This window comes from Pontibacter korlensis (assembly GCF_000973725.1).
Lineage (GTDB): Bacteria > Bacteroidota > Bacteroidia > Cytophagales > Hymenobacteraceae > Pontibacter > Pontibacter korlensis.
On the sequence record NZ_CP009621.1, the window covers coordinates 3,807,474 to 3,827,803 of the forward strand.

The following is a 20,330-nucleotide window of genomic DNA, read 5'->3' on the forward strand; positions in this document are numbered from 1 at the left end:
CACGGTTTTTATAGTAAATTAACTATATATAAATTGTAGATATCAATGGGAAGAGCCACATTCCAGCACGCAGAGCTTAATGGTGAAGAGATCTCCATCCGGAGCGCCGTCAGCGGGGGCAAGGGCTACCGCTGCCTGGGCTGCGGGTCACCTATGATGGCCTGCATTGGGAATGTTCAGATCCCGCACTTTAGGCACCAAGCGGACGTGGGGGCCGCCAAGGAGTGCGTGTGGTCCGACGAGACTTACCGTCACATGGTCGCAAAGCGTATCCTGCAGATGAAAAGGTCCATTGAGGTGCCTCCTGTCAAAATTACCGTTCCGCCCGAATACGGTGATGAGGAGGAGGTGGTAATTCGTGGCGCGCGGACGGTGCAGGCGCATAAAGTCCTGATCGAGCGGTACGTGTACCTAGATGAACTTGGTAATGTTCGCCTCACAAGGGATGAGGTACCGTCAAAGAACTTAATTGCCATTAAGCCCGATGTGCTGTTCCTCGACCACCAAGATAAGATCATCCTGATGATAGAGATTTGCGCCACCCACAAGGTAGACGCCGAGAAGCTGGCTAAGTTGATTACCATCGGGATCGATACCGTGGAGGTAAGGATTCCGCCAGTACCCGAAATGGAAGACATTGAGAAGATTCTAAAGAGACACCATAACACACAATGGCTGTATAACTATGAGAGAGCCCATACCAACTTTGACCCCAGTGCCCACCTCCCTAAGCGAAAAGGTCCAGGAGCTGTTTTCGGACGAGGACGTCTTCCTTCAGGGGAGGATGTCAGGTGCCGTGCGTTCCGACTTAGAAATATTATACGACAGCTTGAGGCGTATATGGGCTCAGGCGACTTTGGAAGAAGAAAAAGCGAAGCTGCAGACGCAATCAGACAAGTTAAAGGAGCTGGAGTCGAGGCTGGAAAGAGATTTCTCCGAATGGACGACGCAGCTCGAGCAGCAGCTGAGAAGAATATCCGGAAAAGAGACGGATTGGACGAGGAAGTTAAACAAAGACACAGAGGCTTGGAGCAACGATATCAACTCACGTCGGGACAGGTTAAAGGTGAGGAGGAAGAGCTTAGACGAGAGGAAGAAGAAGTTGGAAGAGAGGAAAGAGAGCTATCCTTCGCTCTTGCAGCAGAGGCTATCAGAGCTTCAGAAGAATACGCAAGAGAAGAGGCAGAGCTTGGAGCAAGCCTCGAGAGAGAGGAAAGCAGAGTTAGAGAAAGAGTTGACACGCTCAAAGCGCGAGTTAGCAAACTTAGAGAAGAACGCGGGGCTGGTGAAGATGAGGAGGCAGAGCTTTGGGAGCAGGAAAAGCGCCTTAGAGCAGCTAACTACTACGTTGAATGCCAGGTTGAATCAGAGAGACACATTGATAGTTGGATGCGAGAGACGCTCGATGGAGTTAATAGAGAGGCAAATGGAATTGGAGACGATGTACGCAGAATTACAGGAATTAAAGAAAAATACCTTAGACTTGAGGGCAAGGCTGATACAGGCAGGCAAGATTAAGGAGGAAGAACATCCTGAGTCACTTATTTTTTAGAAGTGCCTAGGTTGCAGATTTATAAATAAGGTGAAGGTTAAGTTTTTGGGAAATTTAAGACGTTTTATAGATATACTACAATTTTATTATGTTGATCACTGCGTTGTGTCAATTGTGCCTAGCCAGTCGGTGAGCTCTTATGGAACGGCAAGCATGCCCTCCTCAAACAAGCGGCTGACACTACCTCTAAGTGGAGCTGGCTATGCTGTGGGAGTGTAATCTAAACTGTGTCATTTCCTTATCATATCGTTTACTGGCCCTGTTGGTGTACTGGTGTGAATCCTTACAGCAACAGGGCCAAACTTTTGAAGTGCGTCTCACTTCAAGTCCAGCTGCATCCTGTCCCCAAACCAGATTGACAACTGCTGGGCTGTCTGGCTCCAGTTGGCAAGGGGCATGACCCACTTTCGGCTGATGTTCTGGTGCGAGAGGTAAATCAGCTTCAACAGGGCCATGTCGGAGGGGAAAGCTCCCTTCGTTTTGGTCACCTTGCGCACCTGGCGGTGAAAGCCCTCGATGGTGTTGGTGGTGTAGATCAGGTGGCGAATCGGCTCGGTGTACTTAAAGTACGTGGAGAGCTTGTCCCAGTTCCGCTGCCAGCTCTCGAGCACCTTGGGGTATTTCTTGCCCCACTTCTCCTCCAGCTCCAGCAGCCGCAGCTCGGCCAGTTCCTTTGACTCTGCCCGGTAGACGGGCTTGAGGTCCCGCATGAACTCCTTCTGGTCCTTGGAGGCCACATACTTGAGGCTGTTTCTGATCTGATGCACGATGCAGCTCTGCACTTCAGTTTTTGGAAAGACACTGGTAATGGCCTCGGCAAAGCCCTTGAGATTATCAATGCAGGCGATGAGCATATCGGCGACGCCCCGCTGCTGCAGGTCCGTAAGCACACTGAGCCAGAAGGTAGCCCCCTCGCTTTCCGAGACGTACACGCCCAGCAGCTCCTTGTGGCCGTGGCGGTCAATGCCTAAAATATTGTAGACGGCCTTGGAGACGGTCCGCCCTTCCTGCCGCACCTTATAGTGCATGGCGTCCAGCCAGACGATGCAGTAGAGCCTGTCCAGCGGCCTTGCCTGCCACTCCTTGACCTGGGGCACGATCTTCTCGGTGAGGGCGGCCAGGGTGTCGTGGGAGATGTCCATGTCGTACATCTCCTTGAGATGAGCAGAGATGTCCCGCAAGCTCATCCCCAGACCGTACATGCTCAGGATGCGGGGCTCGAGGTTCTCGGCCAGCACCGTTTCCCGTTTCTTGATGATCTGCGGCTCGAAGCTTGCCGAGCGGTCGCGGGATGATTCCACCTCGATCACGCCGTCTGAGGTGCGGACCTGCTTGCTCACCTTTCCGTTGCGGCGGTTGCCTTGCTGGCGCTGCTCAGCATTCAGGTGCAGGTCCATCTCCGCATCCAGGGCGGCCTCTAAGAAGTGTTTCAGCAGAGGGCCCAGGGCGCCGTCTTTGCCGAAGGTGGGTTTGCCGCTCCGGAACTCCTCCAGGAACTGGCGCTTGATCCTCTCCAGATCCAGCTCGTTTTTCTCTTCCATGTTGACTGTGTTAAAGGTAATACTGCTAATCCTTTGACACAGTTTATTTTACAGCCTCATATGCTGTTACGACAAACAGCCATGATTATGTAGTCTAACCGCAGACCTGTGCGCAGCATCCAGTAAAGTAGTGATTTTGAGTCTTATAAAGGACATAAAATTACTACAAGTACACTTGTTAATTAACCTCTTACAAATAAGTTTAGTTGATAGTAACCTCTCTAATCCGATCTGATAGGAACTGCTCCGTATACTCGTTTTCTCCATCATTGACGTTTTGGAGGAGTTTAACTAAGTCTTGGTCAACTAAAGGTATAATAAGCCCTCTGCCATCAGAGAAAGTATCTCGGCACCTAGAGAGAAAAACATCCATGTTGTCAATATTTCTGCATACTAGGAAGCCAACCTTTCCCCTATTTGTAGAGAATCTTCCAGATAGTTGATCAAGCTCAGGATTAGCTACATCGCGGGTGTAATTTTTACATTCAATAAAGATATAAGGACATGGGATGTTCATGTTGTGAGATAATCTCTGAAAGATTCCCCTTTTGGATGCATTATCGAACGTCAGATCAATTCTTTTTCTGCCATCATGTATTTCTCTTTCTTTAACTGGATTTATGAGCTGAGGGTAAAACAGGATTTCTAAAATACCAATTATAATATTGTGGAAATCTGATGCTGATTCAGAACCACTAGGTATAGACTGAAGACGAGCAATTAGCGAGCTGCTAATTGACCGTAAACTCACCCCTGTGAGATCACTATCAGGAATTGAATTTACATCCGTTTCTTCTTTAAATTGCTGAAGTACCTCGGGATGATCTTGTGTGAACTTCCGAAGGAACGTTTTTGAAAAAGGGTTTTCTTCTTCTACACTCTTCTTCGTAACATAAGGGGTGCCATCTTTTCTCTTCTGCACTAGTGCACTTCCTAGTGTCAGATGCTCATTCTGTAGATAATCTAGAACAAACTGCTCATAATATTTTGTAGGAGTGTATGATTTAGAAAACGATACAATTCCTTTGGGTACTAGTAATATCTTCTTGTTGTTTATCACGAGCATTTCTGTATACTCGGATATCCAAGCATTATCAGCCCTACTCCAGAAATATCCGCTTGTAACACCTTTCCTCAAAGGAATATTGTGAAGGTTGCACTGGTTTTGGGTGTACTGTATTAGATGTTTGGTAATAATATTAGTGGTCATATCTGACAACTTGTCCTTGCCAAAGTTGTCTACGAAAAGAATATTATCTTCAATATCTCGAATTAAGCCTGTTTGTATGGCACGGCTCTTAAGAAGGCTCTCATAAATTTTTACTGCATCCGTATCACCCACACCTCTTCCACGAGGGTCTCCCATGGACATTCCTAAACATGTGGAGTTTGGCTCACTAAGATGAGCAAACAGGGCCTTAGCTTCAGGTTCATTATTATTCCTAATCAGATTAACTAATCTGTCGAAAAAGCTTTTTATAGTTAAAGTCGCTTCTACAGACCAGTTATCTCTCTTTATGCTAAGAAAAAAAGGATCGATAAACAATGGGAGGTCTTGGCCGATATCGATATCAACAAAATCTAATTCGGCCTGAGACTTATTCAATCCTAGAATTTGGTTAATCTTCATAATGTGCTAAGTAACTATTTCTTTAATTAGTTAATTTAAATATAGTGATATATTTTTTACCTTGCCAAAGAATAAAGAAACGGAGCACTCTTATAAGGTTAGCAGCTTACAGAAATTAATATTTAAGGCCTTGCTTAATGCATGAAGTGTACTGAGTGTAGGATTTATTTCTCCTCGCTCTATTCTCCCAACTTGATAGGAATATCCGCTTCATTCGCGAGCTACTCCTGAGTAAATCCAGCAGCTGTTCTCAGTTCCCTGAGATGGGTACCAAACTCCTGTATTAGCTTTTTGTCGCGAACTCTAATCACGCGTCCAAGAAGGCACGTTTGCAGTGGTTTTATAAACACATATATGTGTTATTCGCGTGTTTATTTTATTTTGCTTGTAGTAATTACCGTTCCACCTAAGCTTTTTCAGGTGGAACTATAAGTTATAATTCTTAACCACTGAGTCAGCCAATCAGGCTTGATGAAACAACGGAAGTGCCTGCAGATGAACAACCATGAGAAATTATTGTCTAATGTAGTTGAGGGAAAGAGGTCTTGGGCCGAAGTCAAGTCTGTCCTTTCCGAATATAATGTGCACGATTCCCAAGCGGGTAAAAAGGACACAAGGGGAGGAAAGCTGTTTGAAGTATTCACCAAGTACTACTTCCTTGCCTCACCCACAGAATCATGTAACTTCAGAAACGTATGGCTGTTTGAGGAGACTCCTATCCTTGTCCGAAAGAAGCTAAACTTGGGTAGCGTTGATTACGGTGTAGACCTGGTGCTTGAAGATGCCCACTCAAACTATTGGGTAGTACAGTGCAAGTTCAGGAATGATGAGACATCCTCCCTGAACTGGTCTTCAGACAAAATAGCCAACCTGTTTGCCTATTGTCCAGATGCATATGGCTACATCGTTTTCTCGAATGCGGCAAACCTAGATGCTGTATCTAGGACACGGTACAGCAACAGATTCTCCTTCTACTCTGCAGCCGACTTATACGCCCTTGAGAAGCACACCATACTTGAAATTTGCAGGCGACTAACTGGTCAGCCACCTAAAGCAAGGAAGCACCTTGAGCCTCTCCCGCACCAGTTGGAGGCCATCAATAGCTGTGTGAAGCGATTTGAGCATGAAGAGCGTGGGCAGCTGATCCTACCATGCGGGGCCGGTAAAACACTGACAGCCCTGTGGATTAAGGAGAAGCTAAACAGTCATAACACATTGGTACTGGTACCGTCCCTTGCCCTGTTGCGACAGCTGAAGAATGATTGGGCTAAGGAGAGAATAACAAGCTACCAGTACTTATGTGTATGCTCTGAGGACACCATTAATCAGGATGTTGATGGTGATGACACAACTGTAACAAACACTTACGAACTCGGGATAAACGTAACAACTGATCCTGCTGAGATTAAGCAGTTTCTCTTGATAGGTGAAGAAGAGAGAGTTATTTTCTCAACCTATCACTCTCTTTCCTCCATCTCAGAGGCTATATGCGGAACTAGCTTCCAGTTTGATCTCATCTTCTGCGATGAGGCGCACAAGACGGCTGGTGTGGGAATGAACAAGTTTAGCCTAGTTCATGATAATACAAAAGTGCCTTCCCAGAGAAGGCTCTATGCGACAGCGACACCCAGAATAGTAAAGGAGTCCCTGAAAAAGAAGCTTGGGGAGGACTTGAAGTATGCTTATGACATGAACGACCCAGAAACATTCGGAGAGGAGTTTTATAGAATGACGTTCAAGGAGGCCATTGAAAGTGATATTCTAGTGGACTACAAGATAATAGCTATCGGGGTAAAAGATGCAGAGCTAAAAAAGTACATTGACGAGAGGCGGTTTGTAGATACGAAAGTGACCGTAGATGAGATGGCCAACAACTATGCTTTGGAGCACATCATGTCCAGGTATGGTGCGAGCCATGCTCTGACATTTCACTCAAGAGTAGCCTTGGCTGAGAATTTCTCCACACGCCATAGAAACCTGTTTCCCGACACGATTGCATATTCTGTTAATGGGAAGCAAACGACAAGTCACAGAAACCTAGTGCTGGAGGAGTTCAAGCGTTCAGAGAAAGCGGTAGTGTCCAATGCCCGTTGCTTGACTGAAGGTGTGGATGTGCCTACCATAGACTTGGTATATTTTTGTGATCCCAAAAGCTCAAAGGTTGACATTGTGCAGGCTGTTGGCAGGGCATTGAGAAAGAACAGGATAAATCCGGACAGTAAAAAAGAGGGGCTTGTCGTGGTGCCAGTGTTTCACTCTGACAGAGACAGCGTCGGAGAATCCATAAGTAACAGCTCATTCAAGAACTTGCTGCAGGTCATCAGGTCGCTCTGCGATCAGGATGAAAGGCTACAGGATGAGATAAATCGGTTGGCCCTTGGCAAGGGCAGGCGCAATTCTGGGAAGATTAGCATAGAGGATGCTTTCTTCTCCGAGGAGCAGGGGGTGATACTTTTAGAGGGGTTCGAGCAGAAACTGAAAGACTCTTTATTCGGGCAGATTGTGGAGCGAGCCTCCAATAACTGGGACCTGTTCTTTCTGCAGCTACAGGAATACATCAGCGAACACAACGAGTATCCAAATGAGAAGGAGAGCCCTGAGCTTTACAGGTGGGTAGCCCAGCAGAGAGTTAGGAGGAAAAGCGGAGCTCTGAAAAACGAGGAAATAAGAAAGCTTGACTCCATCGATTTCATTTGGGACCAGCAGGAGTGGAAATGGAACAGGATGTATGAAGAACTGGTGAACTATGCTGTCTCAAATGAGTTTGAGCCGTCAAAGGAGGAAGAGCCTGAGCTGTACAAATGGTATAAAGTAGTTAAGGCACAAGTTGCCAAAGGAAAGCTAAGAAAGGACAGGCTTGAGAGGTTCAACCGAATTGCCTTCTCAGGGTCTTCCATTGATAGAAAATGGGCCTCCCAGTACGAGAGGTTGGTGCAGTTCAGGAAGCAAAATCCAGAGCGGTGGCCGAGATACGACAGAAATCATACGGGTTCAGAGGAAAGCAAACTAGGGGTATTCTGCCAGATGGTAAGAAAGGGCTTCAAGAACAATGACCTGAGCACCTATTGGTTTGACATGCTGGCCAAGATTGACTTCAGCTTTGAAGGAGGGGCCGATACATGGAACAGGTACTACAACGAGGTTAAGGAGCAAATTGCCTCGAAGGATAAACTATCAGTGGATGATATTGGTGTCAATGCTTACACCTGGCTAACGAGGAATCACAAAAAGCTGCAGGAGGGTTCTCTTTCGGACGGTAGGGCAAAGAAAATACAGGAGCTTGGCCTTGACAGGTTCTTCATAACTTGGGATGAAGTGTTCGATAGGGTGCGGCTCTTTGTGGAGGTAAACGGGAGAACCCCAACGTATAAGGCAGACAAGCAGCTATACTCTTGGCTACAATCACAGCGGACTCGATACCAAAACGGGAACCTGCATCCAGAACAGATTGAAAAACTAGGCTCTGTAAAGTTCGATTTAGAGGGACAGGGAAAAGAGGCCAATGAGCAGAAGTGGCTCTATAAACTCGATAGTTACCAGAGTTTCCTCGAGCAGAATGGCCGGGAGCCAAGCTACTTCAACGGTGAAGGGGAAAAGCAGCTGTACAATTGGGCCGCTGCGCAGAGAGCAGCAATGGCAGGTAACCTAAGAAACCGTAAGCCACTGTCAGAGTTCAGGGTGGAGAGGCTTAATGCAATAAACTTTAACTGGGTAGGTGAGGGAAGGAAAGGGGCTAATTGGAATGATAAATTTAAAGAGTTCAGGGACTTTGTCAGCAGAGAAGGCCTGCAGAATCTGCCATCTATAGTTGATGGTAAGCCTTTCGGAATCTATAGATGGTGGTATCGGCAGATAACAGCCTATAAACAGGGGAACCTTGACCAAGGACAGGTGGAGTGTTTCTTGGAATTAGGTATCAATCTTGCCAAAGTAGTTGGTGTTGAGGAAACGGATGATAAGGCAAGGCGCTACGAGGGTAGAGTGGTAGAAGTAACCTAGTACGCGCTTTAGTTGCCTTTACCTTAAAAGCTATCGAGTCTATGAAGCTTGAAGTAGAGTGGGTCTAGACATATATTTTCATCTGTGTTTAGCATAGACAGGTTCTGTTGAGTCCAATCACCTTATTAAAGCAGTACTAATGTAAATAGATGCCACTCTAATGTGATGCTAATCAATACTTGAGCAGATATATTGTTTTTTAGGTCCCTATTAATGAGTTAATCGCCAATATTCTGCTTTAGTATTAGTCCTCATTAATAAAATCTATCATGAATGAGGAGAAACATGAAAAACACCGATGTCAGATGTATATGATATAAGTCTTAAACTTTTTGTGATATGGTGCCTATTCTCCTCTGTAACTACTCGGTCATAAATTTCCCCAGAGGTAGCTATCAGGTAAGTGAAACAGTGGAGCTACTATCATTATTATTACTTCATTTTAATCCTTACTTCAATTATTGCATATATAGCTTGTATGGCGTATGCAGATAAGTTATATTCACTTCATGTTTACCACTAGTTAAAAATGAAGTAAATTATGAAGAGCGTAATCTACACCCGCGTATCCAAAGAAGAACAGACCACGCAGCGTCAGGTTAACGACCTCAAGAAAGTAGAGGGATTCGAGGTTGTGAAAGTATTCTCAGAAAATATCAGCGGCTTTACGAAATCAGTAGGGGAGAGGAAAGTACTACAGGATATGCTGAAGTTTGTTCATAATCATGAGATAGAGTGCATCCTCATCTCCGAAATCTCACGTCTAGGTAGAAACACACAAGAAACGCTAACCCTCATGAAGGAGTTGGAGGAGAAAGGTATTTGCCTGCATATACAAAACTTGGGAATTACGCTTGGTGCTGACACTGAGAAGGACAGGATATTCAACAAGCTCATCATCACCATACTCTCCGATATATCTAGGCTGGAGAGTGAAAACCTTTCTTATCGTATAAAGTCAGGACTGAGAAACCGTAAAGCACAGGGGCTGCATGTGGGGCGTAAAGTAAATAGCTCCGAGTCAAGAGATAGGTTCCTTGCCAAACATAAGCAGGTTATTAAGTACCTTAACTTGGGCAGGAGCTATAAAGAGATTCAGGCTATCACTGGAACAGCTCCCGCCACTATCAGTAAGGTAAAGAAGGCCATGGCAGAGGGGTAGCCCCCCTCTGCGGAAAAAAAGAACCCCCACCCCCTTGTTTGGCCCTATACGCAAATATATTATCGGGCCACTTTTCAAGTTTTCGATTTTTAGGGTTTACCCTTTAGTTGGCCACCTCTTGCACAGGTAGCGCAACTCTCGACTTGAAATATTCCTCCGTCTCCTTGTCTGTGAAGTACACATAGCAGCCTTTCATGCCTCTGGACATCAAGGTTCTGTAGGTGTTCTTGATGATGGCCTTAACGAGCTTCTTAGTATCATCTGGGTTTTCCTTCATCCTCTTCTTATAGCCGTGGATGGACTTGTCCATGCTGGAGCGTTTAGTAGGGTCTACCAGTACCTGTCCGTCACGGTATATAAGGTCTGAGCCCACAATTACCCCCACGTAATCCACTTCCAAACCCTGACAGGTGTGAATGCAGCCCACCTCACTCACTGACTCAGGCTTGACAATCCAAAGCATACCGTCACTACCTAAATTCCACTGCATGGCAAAATCATGCTCAGGGATGACAATGTCCATGTCAGCAGGGTTCTTCTTGCTGTTCCAGTTCCAGCAGTAACCAGCTACCAGCCGTGCCTTGTTTGCCTCCCTGTTCTTTTTGAAGATGGCATCTCTCAGCTCGTTAGGGTCGCTGTAAATTCGGAAGTCATACCCATCTTTGGAGTCAAGCATGTTATTGGCAGTCTCCCGTATCTGCAGCACATCGTCCAGCCATGCCAGATAGCCATCAGAGCCACCGCACCTGAACTGGGAGGTCAGCTCCAGCTTATGGACTGTGGCATTATGGAAAACAGCCCACTTCTCAATCTCCTCTTCCTCTCCGATATCGCTTAGGGTAACCTTTTGGTCCTCGTCTATAAAGAAAACCGAGAACTGGGAGGAGTTGATAATCTCCTTGATCTGGTTTTCCCCCATATTCTGGAACATACCGGACTTCTCATTCAGCCTGTGTGCCTCATCCACTATCAGGGCGTTGTACATGTTGGGGCGGGTGCTGGTAAAGGCTCCTGAGCCTGAGAAGAAATTTGATATTTCCGTTTTCTTTAAGGTACCTGTCAGCTTGGTCTCATACACTGTCCTTGGTGCTGAGTTCTTCGTGACATACTGCGCCAGCAATCCTTTTTTTGTCAGGGCTACAAGCAGGTTTATGGCAACCACGGACTTACCAGTTCCAGGACCACCGCGTACAATCATAACATTCTTATCGGAGGGAGTAGACTTCCGAGCAAGTGCCAGCGCGTTCTCATACACGATCTTCTGAGCGTCAATCATAACGAACTCCTGATTGCCCCTGATCATGGAGGCCATGCTGTCAGCTAGACTCTTGGAGGGCTTAATCTTGCCGTTTTCGATACGGAGGATGACGTTTCTTTTATCTCCGTGCTTTACGAATCCACTGATAAACTCCCTCAGCTTAAGTTTGTCCTCCTTACAGAACACAGGAGCCTTGGCAATGTAGTCTGCATAGAAGCTGTTCGTGATGAGACCATCATTCGTGTAGTTGTGCAGATAGGCGCATGGCTTGAGCTGTATGTTTTCCTCATAAACTGTCTCATTGAACCCGTTAAGCAGGGCAGAGTAGGACCACGCTTGATAGCTTGGATGCAGTTCCTCACTCATACCGTGCTTGAAGCGGGTACGCACCATGGCATCCTTACCTGTTAGCTCAATCTTATCCCATTGCTTCAGCTCTACAAGTATCGCGTGTTCTTCCTCGTTCTCGTTCTGGCCGGACACAATGAAGTCGATACGGTTGCTGGTTCTGGGGATGTTATACTCTATGGCAACGCCAGCATCGGTTGGGATACTGTCGGTTCTTAGTACGGATGCCATGAACTGCAGGGAGTTCTGCCACGACCTGTACTCGCTGTCACCGACCCTGCGGCTGAGCTTCTCCTCAACGGACTTGTGAATGATGTCTTCTATGATGAAGTCATCTATATCGGTCAAAAACTCTCCCTTTGATTTTCTGTAAACGATCATAGCTCGGTGTATTTGGTGGCGTTGCCTTTGGACTTGGATACTGGGTACTTTGTGTTATTCTTCTGGATCTTGTTTCTGATAATATCAGCGACATCCAAACCGTGCTTCTCAGCCAGCAGAAGACAGAAGGAGAGCACATCTGCTAACTCCTCTTCCAGCTTAGCCTTGTCAGCGTCCTCATTGCCTTTCCAGAGGAACAGCTCCAGCAGCTCGTTTGCCTCTATGGAGATGGCCAAGGCTAGGTCTTTGGAGTTGTGAAACTGCTTCCAATCCCGCTCATCCCTAAACTGGAGCAAGGCGGCTGTCACTTCTTTAATGTCGCTCATGTTATTTTCCCTCTTGTAGTTGTTTGGCCACAGAATACTCCTTGTCAAAGGGCAACTGTAGCTCAGGTAGGAACTGTGGTTCTGCGATGGCCCAGCTAACGTAGTAGTAGGCCAGAAGATGGTAGCCTGTAAACGTCTTGGATGGGATGCTAGGCAGCGTGTAATCTTTCCTGTCTGGATGGATGCCGTACATACCTTTCATGGCTATTTCATGAGCTATGGCTTTCACCTTATCTTGAGGGAGTTTGCTGAAGTACTTGAGGGCATCGACCATGTACATCGCCACGGCCATGTTCAGGTCTTTGTCCTTGTGCTCCTCCTGAAAAGTACGCATCTGCTGCTCCTCGTAGGGGTCGGAATAAACGGCATCCATAGCGTTTTCTTCCATCTCTGAGACTACATCTTCAGGTGATTTGCCCGTTCTGTGGGAAGCCTCCTCCACTAGCTCAAAGTAGCTGCTTAGTTCTAGGTCATCAGCCCAGTTCTGCACAAGCTCGTACTCCTCGGCAGGCTCACGGTCATAGCGGTACTCCTCAAATTCCTCCATGAACTCCTCTGCCTGCTTTACCTCTTTAGGAGTGGCCTTGAAGTCTGCTACCAAGTTTACTCCGTACAGGTCTCTCAGGTGCATGGCGTTCACGAGGTTATATACTTTGGATGCCGACACTACAGCCTTGGGAGCATGTGCTACGATTGTCTTGTCTGTGGTGGCCTTTATCCCCTCCTGCGCCATTCGCATCAGGGATAGGAACTGATAAGGGCGCAGTTCCTTATAGGTGCTGTATAGGAAGTCCTCGATAAATAGGTCAATTGGGGTATTGTACACCTGAAGGTTCAACCCGTTAAAAATAGAGGAGAGGAACCCCTTTACGGAATCCTCTGGCAGACCCTGCTTGCGTAGTCGCTTCGCATCCTTCTCCATATCCCTGTCAAAGGTTTTGCTGTGGGCAAGGCTGGTAGTGAACAGTTGGTTCTTCTGTTCCTGCCTTGCCTCTGTCACAAGGTCCAAGTGCACCAACTCGTGCATCACGAGGTGCTCCACGGCAGGGTAGGAGGGCTTGTAGCGTATGATGTGCCTGTCGCGGCTGTAGTTCTCCGCAAACTCTATTTTAGCGGCTGTGGAGATAGAGTCATCCTCCACGGTGTCAATACGTTTGCCTGTTCGCTCTTCCAGCTCTCTGGTGTACTTGTTCATGAGGCTGCGCCCTTTGCCTTCCTCCATTAGCTTTTGGGCAAGGTGCATGGCGTAACGCAGGCTCTCGGTATAGAGGTTATCCCTATTTGGGTTCTTCTTGATGGCGCTGATGGCGTAGTTGAATGCCCCTAGCAGGTTTCCCTCGCTCTCCTCTGCCATGGCCAGTGCATGGTAGGTGTTAGGGTAGTCAGGGTTAATGTCTTTGGCCTGTAGCAAGAAATCAATGGCTTCCTTATTTCTGCCAGCCTGCAGCATGATTGCCCCGATGTTGTTGAGCGTGATGTTGTCCTCTGGATTGGCCTTGGCAGCTTCCTTGTAGTACTTCAGGGCCGTACCGATATCCCTGTGGTGGCGAGCGAAGATGTTACCCATCATGAGCAGTGCCCAGCCGTTTTTCCTATCCCACTTAAGCGCGTCAATAAGCGAATTTATGGCCTCATCCTGGTCACCTATTTCAGAGTAAATTTGACCAAGCACTCGGTGGTACTCTGACACGTGGGGGGCCTTCTGGATCAATGGTAGGAGCTTATCCTTGGCAAGATCATACTTCCCCTGCTCACTGAGCGAAATTACCTCCTGATATGCTTTCTGCTGCTCCTCAATTAGGGTAGCATCTATTTCTACCTCTATTTGCTTTTCCTTTACTGTTATCTTCGGCTTGTATGGGCCAACAGAGTAGAAGTCAGTCATCTTTTGCTTCAGCTGCTCAATGTCTCTCTCTTTACCTGTAAGGAAGAGGTCATAGGTGAAGTCATCAAGAGGGTGGAATATGTGCATCATCAAGTTGGTCAGGTTTAAAATGTAGTTGCCTCCTGTATAAAGCAACTACCGTAAATTTAATGAATAATATGTTTAATCTCATTGTAAGGCAGGTATTGTAGAGGAATGCCCTCTCCGCTTACTTAGGCATAAATTTAAAACAGCCCCCCTATATATAATAGACGGGCTGTAAAAGAGGGTAGTTATAACCCAAGTAAAAACTCAGAAGTGGGCTATGGTCAACTGGCTCTCTTATAAATTATCATGTTTTGTTACTATAGGAGAAAACGTTAAGATTTCTTTCTTGCGGTTACCTTAGTCCATTAAGCTTTACTACTGAATATGTAGCTTTATTATATGTAGCGTACTCTCATAAAAGATGATGCAAGCAGTACCTACTGGTTTTTGGACTAAATTTTAACAAAAGAATTCTGACTCTAAAGCAATATATATTTGTTTTTTTGCTACTTCTAACTTGTCATCAATATCAATACATAATTGTTTATACCTAAAAGCGGTAAAAAGCTCGTTTAACCTCTCTGAGTAGATTTTGCGTTTATGACTACTCATGCCAAGTTTAATGAATCCATCTAATGTAATTAGATACTTTCGTACCAACTGATCATTTTCTTTATCAATACCGGGTACCTCCCCAAAATTTTGCTGCTTAAATTCTGCATTGCAGTTTAGGTTCCTAATTTTCCTCTTCAAATAGCTGTGGTCGTAACCAAATGCTTTGGCTATTATCAATGATGTGGTGGCAGCCTTATTTTCAATTCTCCCAGTTACCAGTTCCGTGCTTTCCATACTGTTTACATTCTCCATCTTTACCTCCTTTTTATTATGAATTAATTTTACTGTGTTTTTGTCACTGTTTTTACACTGTGTTTTCACTGTGGTAAACTCCCTCTATAACTCCCAATACTATGTTCCGGTAGATTGAACATTTTTACCTTTTCCTCTTCCTGTACCTAATAAGAGGTATGATTTCATCTGGCATTTGCTCCAGTATTCTTACCATCCCTGCATGCTTACCTCGCTTTATGATCTTGGTACTGAACCTACCATAACAGTCAGGGTATTCATCCCGCAGCCACTCTTTGATATAAGGATTCTTGGGTACTACATCAACTGTTATGAGCCTCTCCTTGGTCTGAAGTAGTCCAGCCTCCTCTGCAAGGTTTTTCAAGTCAGAGCACCAACTCCTGGCCTTGCCTGTCAGTTCCATCATAGCGCTGACAGGCAAACCAGTGTAGTTAGGAAAGGGGAGAGGCAGGCTTGGGTTGGTGCGCTCCCAATATTTAGGCACGAGCCTGTGCTCTCCCTTCCTTTTTCTTCTTGCGTACTCTATTGACTTGATCTTTTTGCCGACAATGGCAGCAAAGACAAACATCCTGAAATTAGTGAGATGCCTTATGTTAAACTCTGCACAGGTACTTGAGCGTAACCCTAGGTCAGAACCTACCCTTTCATAGCTTCTGATGAAGTAGTAGCCTGATGCGTTGTTGTAGCCTATCCAATTAAGCTGTTTTAGCTTCTCTAGGCGCTTGTTGAACGTGTTGCGACTCTTTGCACCGTGGAGGTCTTTCATAGGCTCAAACATGCTCTTTTTGCCTCTAATCTTGCCAGAGAATGAGAGCTTGAGAGCCACATAAAGCCTTAGTTCATCTATCAAGCTGTTATGCTGAGCGTAGTGTAGCAGGCTTACAGGTATCCATGAACATTGTTGGATATCTCTCATTATATAGTACTTACCGGCTACTTGTTCACAACCATGTAAGTACTGGCTGAGCTTTCTACTTCTTCATAAGTAGAGATTCGAACCGAAAGCATCCACGAATTAAGCTCTGTACTCTTAAAGTATAATTTTTTTCCTTGTGGTTTGTAGTGAGGTATTTCTCTTGCACTAGTTAATTTGTAGAGATGACTTTCACTAAGGTTTAGGTATAGGCATGCCTCCTCAAATGTTAGAACTTCTTTTTGCAATAGGTTCTGTGCTTTAAGCAGCTGCTCTATTTGGTAAAGTGTAGATAAAATTTGCTCTCCCATCTTGCCTCCATTTTTTTGTTGTTGAAAAACTATGGTGCAAAGGTGGGGGTATTGTAGGAGTTATTTTGTTAGATGATGTTAGAAGAAAAGTGAGAAATTATGCTCTCAAACTTCTCATTCAGATGGATAAGTTGTGGTGAGTTTCCATATAGTCTTGATGTAGCCTGTGACAGGTAATTTTCGCTAATGCTATTTCCTTGTTTGTTAACAAAATGCTGGCTGAGCAAAGAATCTAGATTGGTGCGTGGTTCCTTAAGTAATTTATTATGAATCAAGAGTAAGAAAACATGCTTTAGCAATGGAATACCTTTTTTCCAAATTAACTGGCTAAACCCTTCTTTTGTATTTATAAAATGTCTCTCAAACAAGGGGTAACTACTATTGATAAACCCTGACTCTGTGAAGAAGCTATAAAGCTTCATGATAAATTCATGCTCCCTGCTATCTAAGTTTGGCAGAAATAATTCTGTGGAGTTAACCCTCCTATTACTTATAAAAATATTAAGCTTATTATTTGCCTCAATCAATTTTATTCGTTTGGGTACATGATAAGCTAAGGAATATTCCTCAGGGGCTACATCTGCATAAAAGTTAAGCAGTTCTTCTACTACTATATCAAAATACCTGTGTATACTTCCTGATGCATAGGCATTGTCATTAATGTAAACCTCATCAAAATTTTCGAAACTTTCGCGTCTGTATGTCTCTGCATCCTCTAATAGCTTTAGAGCATATCTTATTTGATTTTTTACTAAGAATTGAAGATCCTCTACACCAGAGACCCTGATTGAAAACCTCTGTATATCGTTTCTAATAATTTCTGATTCAGACTTAATCAACTCATAGTAAGCCCGAGTTTTTAAATTATAAGGCGATGGATATTCTATATCTATTAAATTATTTAATGAACATTTAACTTTGTTTAATTTAATACGATTAAGAATCTCATCCATTTTTGCGCTATTTTCTTCAACTAAATGAGGTCGCAAATCTCCTATTATAACTCTCTCTATGAAGCTCCACTCTATCATAGTTCTATTCCTAAATCTGGTACTTTATCGATGGCCTCTCTTTTTTTCTTATCAATAAGTTTAGCGTAAATCTGCGTAATCTTTACATCACTATGACCTAAGAGTTTTGATACTGTGTACAAATCAACATCTAATGTAATTAGTAATGTAGCAAAGGTATGTCTTGCACTGTGAAATGTTATATGCTTGCTAATGCCAGCAGAATGCACCCATTTGCGAAGTAGTTTATTATTATGAGCTGAATAGTATAAGCCTTTGAATATTTTCTCTTCTGGTTCTCCTGTTGGGCCTAAAAGCTTTACTGCTTGAGGTTGAATATACTGTTTGGTTACACCTTTCGTTTTTTGTTGTGTAAACCTAAGGTAATAACCTTCTTCTGAAGAACTCTCTAATTGTTTCCATGTAAGGGAACTAACATCAGAAAATCTCAAACCTGTAAGACACGAGAATAGAAAAGACTTTTTCAAAATAGGTAACTCACATTCGGCACTTGCAATCTTTTTTAGTTCATCAAGCGTTAGATATTCTCTATGAGAATCAGGCTCCTTGAAGCCTTTGATGTTAACAGCTGGGTTCTTGCTAATAATGCCATCATTTACTGCTTGATTTAGTGCAGCTTTTAGTTTGTTGAAATAGGATAACTTAGTGTTTGCAGAAAGGGGCTCCTTACTCTTTTTAAAAGCATCTGTATCTAAATAATTTTTAAAACCTGATACCCAAGCTGGGGATATATCTGTGAATTTTATTTTACTACCACCATTGTACTTTATAAGGTGCTTTAAAGCGCTGTCCCAGTTGCCGTAGTTACCAGCACTTTTCTTCTTTTTCCCTGTTGTTAGGGCCTCAAAGTATTCTATAAAATTGGCGCTCCCCTTATTTTTCTCTACAAAACCATATTCGCCAAATACTAAATCGGATTCGTATTTGGTCCTTATCGCTTCAGCTTTAGCAAGTTTCTCTCTGTTATCAGCTTTTAGTTTTGGCGACAGCCTACCCGAGGTTGGTTCAGGATGTAAATAGATTTTTAAAAATTTAGTCCACCGCTTTCCATTATGAGAAATGTCTAAGAATAGACTTATTTTTCCTCTATCCGTTTTCTGTCTTTGTCTAAGTATAACACCCATTATTCAAACATTTTATTTAAATCACTTCTTCTAATAACAAACCTGTTACCGAGTTTAAGAGCGTTCAACCTCTTATCTTTAATTAATCTGTAAACAGTTCTCCTACTTAGGCCTATAAGAAGAGTCAAATCATTAACATTTAAAAACTCTTTAGCCTGAGCTTCTATTAGTGGTTGACGCATTTCATCCACTGTTTCATCAATAGATTTTGTGATACTTTCCTCTCTTTTCCTCTCCTTATAAGCACGCTTGGCACAGTTGTCACCACAAAACTTAGTTACTGTAGTTTTGGCTATAAAAAGCTCACCACAGTGCTGACACTTTCTCTGAACTCGGATATTGCTACTCATAGTGATTTATTATGTGGTTTTAGAGTAGATAATGTGTATTTATATGCCATAGTCTCTCCTTATAAGAGTTGGAATGCCAAATAAATAAAAAGGTAACGAAAAGGCAACGTTTACACTGTAAAACAACAGCTAACAAAGGAAGAAAAAAGGGGCTATAAAGCCCCTTAGTGTGGTTTTTGTTATGGAAATATTGTGGTGTTACTTGCCGATGCAGAACTTGGTAAATATATTATCCAGTAGGTCATCTGTTGTGATTTCACCAGTGATTTCACCCAAGCTATAAAGAGCTCTTCTAATATCGGCTGCTACTAGGTCTCCGCTCATACCAAGGCCTAATCCATTAAGCACATCATCCAGGGCTGCATAGGTTTTATTCAGACTGTCTACATGGCGCAGGTTGGTTACAATAGTCTGGCTTTGCGTGTTCAGCTTACCAAGGTTAACCTTCTCCACTAAAGCCTGCTTTAGTTCATCCAGGTTGGCGCCTTCGGCCGCTGATATGGTAACTAGACCTTCTATACTTTCAAACGCTTTAACCTTGTCATCGGAAGCACGGTCAATTTTATTAGCTACAGCTACCAATGGTAGCTTTTGAGGGTTCAGTCTGTCTAATTCGGCCTGTACTTCTGTAGCGGTAACTTCAGTAATATCGAACAGGTAGATGATGAGCGATGACTGGCTCAACTTCTGCATAGTGCGCTCCACACCAATGGCTTCTACTTTATCCGTTGTCTCGCGCAGTCCGGCTGTATCAATAAAACGGAATGTTATGCCCTCAATGTTTATCTCATCCTCTATAAAATCGCGCGTTGTACCTGGTACGTCCGATACGATGGCTTTCTCTTCATTCAGCAGCTTGTTCAGCAGGGTAGATTTGCCAGCGTTGGGTTTGCCAACAATTACCGTAGGTACGCCATTCTTGATTACGTTGCCAAGTTCAAATGACTTCAGCAGCTCCCTTATGATCTTCTGGATGTTTAAAATAAGCGAGCGCAACTGATCACGGTCGGCAAACTCAACATCTTCCTCTCCAAAGTCTAGCTCCAGTTCTATCATAGAGGCAAAATGAACTAGCTCCGCACGCAGGCGCTTGATCTCCTGCGAGAATCCGCCGCGCATCTGTTTCATGGCTACCTCATGTGAGAGGGCGGAGTCAGAGGAGATAAGGTCAGCCACAGCTTCGGCCTGGGCAAGGTCAAACTGGCCGTTCAGGAAGGCACGCTTAGTGAACTCTCCGGCGTTAGCCAGGCGAGCACCTTTCTTCAGTAGCAGCTTTACGATCTGCTGCACGATGAAATCGGAACCATGGCAGGAGATCTCCACTACATTTTCTTTGGTATAGGAATGTGGTGCCACAAACAACGACACAAGCACCTCGTCCAGCACTTTATCTTCATCTCTGATGGTACCGAAGTGAATGGAGTGGCTAGTTTGCTTTGCCAGGTCTTTGCCTTTGAAAACACTATTGGTAATGTTTATTGCTTCAGGACCAGAAAGCCTGATTACGGCAATGGCTCCTACGCCCGGGGCAGTAGCTACGGCTACTATAGTATCAGTATTATATAATTGATTTATCAAGGTAATGGACTTGTTGCTTCCGCAAATTTACGGATTAATTGTAAGAA

General features: G+C 44.4%; 16 protein-coding genes. 3 read left to right on the forward strand and 13 right to left on the reverse strand.

All coding sequences use genetic code 11. The features are described 5' to 3' along the window. Nucleotides 1-45 precede the first annotated feature (45 nt). Nucleotides 46-1,518 (forward strand): competence protein CoiA family protein, encoded by a 1,473-nt coding sequence (locus tag PKOR_RS16370; RefSeq protein WP_046312153.1) that lies wholly within the window; start codon nucleotides 46-48, stop codon nucleotides 1,516-1,518. Between the two features lie 351 nt (nucleotides 1,519-1,869). Here the strand turns inward: PKOR_RS16370 and PKOR_RS16375 are convergent, their stop codons facing one another. The 3 genes from PKOR_RS16375 to PKOR_RS26130 form a co-directional block, all read right to left on the reverse strand. Continuing rightward, the gene (locus tag PKOR_RS16375; protein ID WP_046312155.1) at nucleotides 1,870-3,093 is read right to left on the reverse strand and encodes an IS256 family transposase; all 1,224 of its coding nucleotides are present in this window, start codon (nucleotides 3,091-3,093) and stop codon (nucleotides 1,870-1,872) included. A gap of 202 nt (nucleotides 3,094-3,295) precedes the next feature. Then, nucleotides 3,296-4,723: a hypothetical protein gene (locus tag PKOR_RS16380; RefSeq protein ID WP_046312156.1), complete on the reverse strand. Its 1,428-nt coding sequence runs from the start codon at nucleotides 4,721-4,723 to the stop codon at nucleotides 3,296-3,298. A 90-nt stretch (nucleotides 4,724-4,813) separates the two neighbouring features. After that, complete coding sequence (locus tag PKOR_RS26130) at nucleotides 4,814-4,906, reverse strand: helix-turn-helix domain-containing protein (RefSeq protein ID WP_071843225.1); 93 nt, start codon at nucleotides 4,904-4,906, stop codon at nucleotides 4,814-4,816. A gap of 288 nt (nucleotides 4,907-5,194) precedes the next feature. On the opposite strand from PKOR_RS26130, the gene PKOR_RS16385 reads away from it, so the two are divergent. After that, complete coding sequence (locus tag PKOR_RS16385; protein WP_046312157.1) at nucleotides 5,195-8,722, forward strand: DEAD/DEAH box helicase; 3,528 nt, start codon at nucleotides 5,195-5,197, stop codon at nucleotides 8,720-8,722. A gap of 541 nt (nucleotides 8,723-9,263) precedes the next feature. Continuing rightward, a complete protein-coding gene (locus PKOR_RS16390; protein ID WP_046312159.1) occupies nucleotides 9,264-9,884 on the forward strand; it encodes a recombinase family protein in 621 nt (206 codons plus the stop codon). A gap of 103 nt (nucleotides 9,885-9,987) precedes the next feature. On the opposite strand, the gene PKOR_RS16395 is transcribed toward PKOR_RS16390, so the two are convergent. The 10 genes from PKOR_RS16395 to mnmE all read right to left on the reverse strand — a co-directional run bounded on the left by PKOR_RS16395 (nucleotide 9,988) and on the right by mnmE (nucleotide 20,283). Further along, nucleotides 9,988-11,871 carry a DUF2075 domain-containing protein gene (locus tag PKOR_RS16395; RefSeq protein WP_046312161.1) on the reverse strand — a complete coding sequence of 628 codons (1,884 nt, stop codon included), beginning with the start codon at nucleotides 11,869-11,871 and terminating at the stop codon, nucleotides 9,988-9,990. Then, nucleotides 11,868-12,197, reverse strand: coding sequence for a nucleotide pyrophosphohydrolase (locus PKOR_RS16400; RefSeq protein WP_046312163.1), 330 nt, complete (start codon nucleotides 12,195-12,197; stop codon nucleotides 11,868-11,870). The genes PKOR_RS16395 and PKOR_RS16400 overlap by 4 nt, the downstream gene beginning before the upstream one ends. Nucleotide 12,198: 1 nt before the next feature. Next, complete coding sequence (locus PKOR_RS24515) at nucleotides 12,199-14,172, reverse strand: tetratricopeptide repeat protein (RefSeq protein ID WP_148561725.1); 1,974 nt, start codon at nucleotides 14,170-14,172, stop codon at nucleotides 12,199-12,201. Nucleotides 14,173-14,568: 396 nt separating this feature from the next. Then, a complete protein-coding gene (locus tag PKOR_RS23630) occupies nucleotides 14,569-14,958 on the reverse strand; it encodes a Rha family transcriptional regulator (RefSeq protein ID WP_158453790.1) in 390 nt (129 codons plus the stop codon). Between the two features lie 142 nt (nucleotides 14,959-15,100). Next, complete coding sequence (locus PKOR_RS16415; RefSeq protein WP_148561727.1) at nucleotides 15,101-15,826, reverse strand: hypothetical protein; 726 nt, start codon at nucleotides 15,824-15,826, stop codon at nucleotides 15,101-15,103. Between the two features lie 83 nt (nucleotides 15,827-15,909). After that, complete coding sequence (locus tag PKOR_RS16420; RefSeq protein ID WP_046312166.1) at nucleotides 15,910-16,200, reverse strand: helix-turn-helix domain-containing protein; 291 nt, start codon at nucleotides 16,198-16,200, stop codon at nucleotides 15,910-15,912. 68 nt (nucleotides 16,201-16,268) lie between these two features. After that, the gene (locus PKOR_RS16425; RefSeq protein WP_046312168.1) at nucleotides 16,269-17,231 is read right to left on the reverse strand and encodes a hypothetical protein; all 963 of its coding nucleotides are present in this window, start codon (nucleotides 17,229-17,231) and stop codon (nucleotides 16,269-16,271) included. Then, nucleotides 17,228-18,355, reverse strand: a complete 1,128-nt coding sequence (locus PKOR_RS16430; protein ID WP_046312170.1) for a site-specific integrase — start codon at nucleotides 18,353-18,355, stop codon at nucleotides 17,228-17,230. The genes PKOR_RS16425 and PKOR_RS16430 overlap by 4 nt, the downstream gene beginning before the upstream one ends. Next, nucleotides 18,355-18,705, reverse strand: a complete 351-nt coding sequence (locus PKOR_RS16435) for a helix-turn-helix domain-containing protein (RefSeq protein ID WP_046312171.1) — start codon at nucleotides 18,703-18,705, stop codon at nucleotides 18,355-18,357. The genes PKOR_RS16430 and PKOR_RS16435 overlap by 1 nt, the downstream gene beginning before the upstream one ends. Before the next feature lie 198 nt (nucleotides 18,706-18,903). Beyond that, on the reverse strand, nucleotides 18,904-20,283 hold the full coding sequence (gene mnmE / locus PKOR_RS16440) for a tRNA uridine-5-carboxymethylaminomethyl(34) synthesis GTPase MnmE (RefSeq protein WP_046312172.1): 1,380 nt from the start codon (nucleotides 20,281-20,283) through the stop codon (nucleotides 18,904-18,906). Nucleotides 20,284-20,330: the final 47 nt, after the last annotated feature.

Coding starts and splice junctions, on each gene's coding strand:
- PKOR_RS16370 (WP_046312153.1), top strand. CDS start 46: ATGGGAAGAGCCACATTCCAGCACGCAGAGCTTAATGGTGAAGAGATC.
- PKOR_RS16375 (WP_046312155.1), bottom strand. CDS start 3,093: ATGGAAGAGAAAAACGAGCTGGATCTGGAGAGGATCAAGCGCCAGTTC.
- PKOR_RS16380 (WP_046312156.1), bottom strand. CDS start 4,723: ATGAAGATTAACCAAATTCTAGGATTGAATAAGTCTCAGGCCGAATTA.
- PKOR_RS16385 (WP_046312157.1), top strand. CDS start 5,195: ATGAAACAACGGAAGTGCCTGCAGATGAACAACCATGAGAAATTATTG.
- PKOR_RS16390 (WP_046312159.1), top strand. CDS start 9,264: ATGAAGAGCGTAATCTACACCCGCGTATCCAAAGAAGAACAGACCACG.
- PKOR_RS16395 (WP_046312161.1), bottom strand. CDS start 11,871: ATGATCGTTTACAGAAAATCAAAGGGAGAGTTTTTGACCGATATAGAT.
- PKOR_RS16400 (WP_046312163.1), bottom strand. CDS start 12,197: ATGAGCGACATTAAAGAAGTGACAGCCGCCTTGCTCCAGTTTAGGGAT.
- PKOR_RS24515 (WP_148561725.1), bottom strand. CDS start 14,172: ATGATGCACATATTCCACCCTCTTGATGACTTCACCTATGACCTCTTC.
- PKOR_RS23630 (WP_158453790.1), bottom strand. CDS start 14,958: ATGGAAAGCACGGAACTGGTAACTGGGAGAATTGAAAATAAGGCTGCC.
- PKOR_RS16420 (WP_046312166.1), bottom strand. CDS start 16,200: ATGGGAGAGCAAATTTTATCTACACTTTACCAAATAGAGCAGCTGCTT.
- PKOR_RS16425 (WP_046312168.1), bottom strand. CDS start 17,231: ATGATAGAGTGGAGCTTCATAGAGAGAGTTATAATAGGAGATTTGCGA.
- PKOR_RS16430 (WP_046312170.1), bottom strand. CDS start 18,355: ATGGGTGTTATACTTAGACAAAGACAGAAAACGGATAGAGGAAAAATA.
- PKOR_RS16435 (WP_046312171.1), bottom strand. CDS start 18,705: ATGAGTAGCAATATCCGAGTTCAGAGAAAGTGTCAGCACTGTGGTGAG.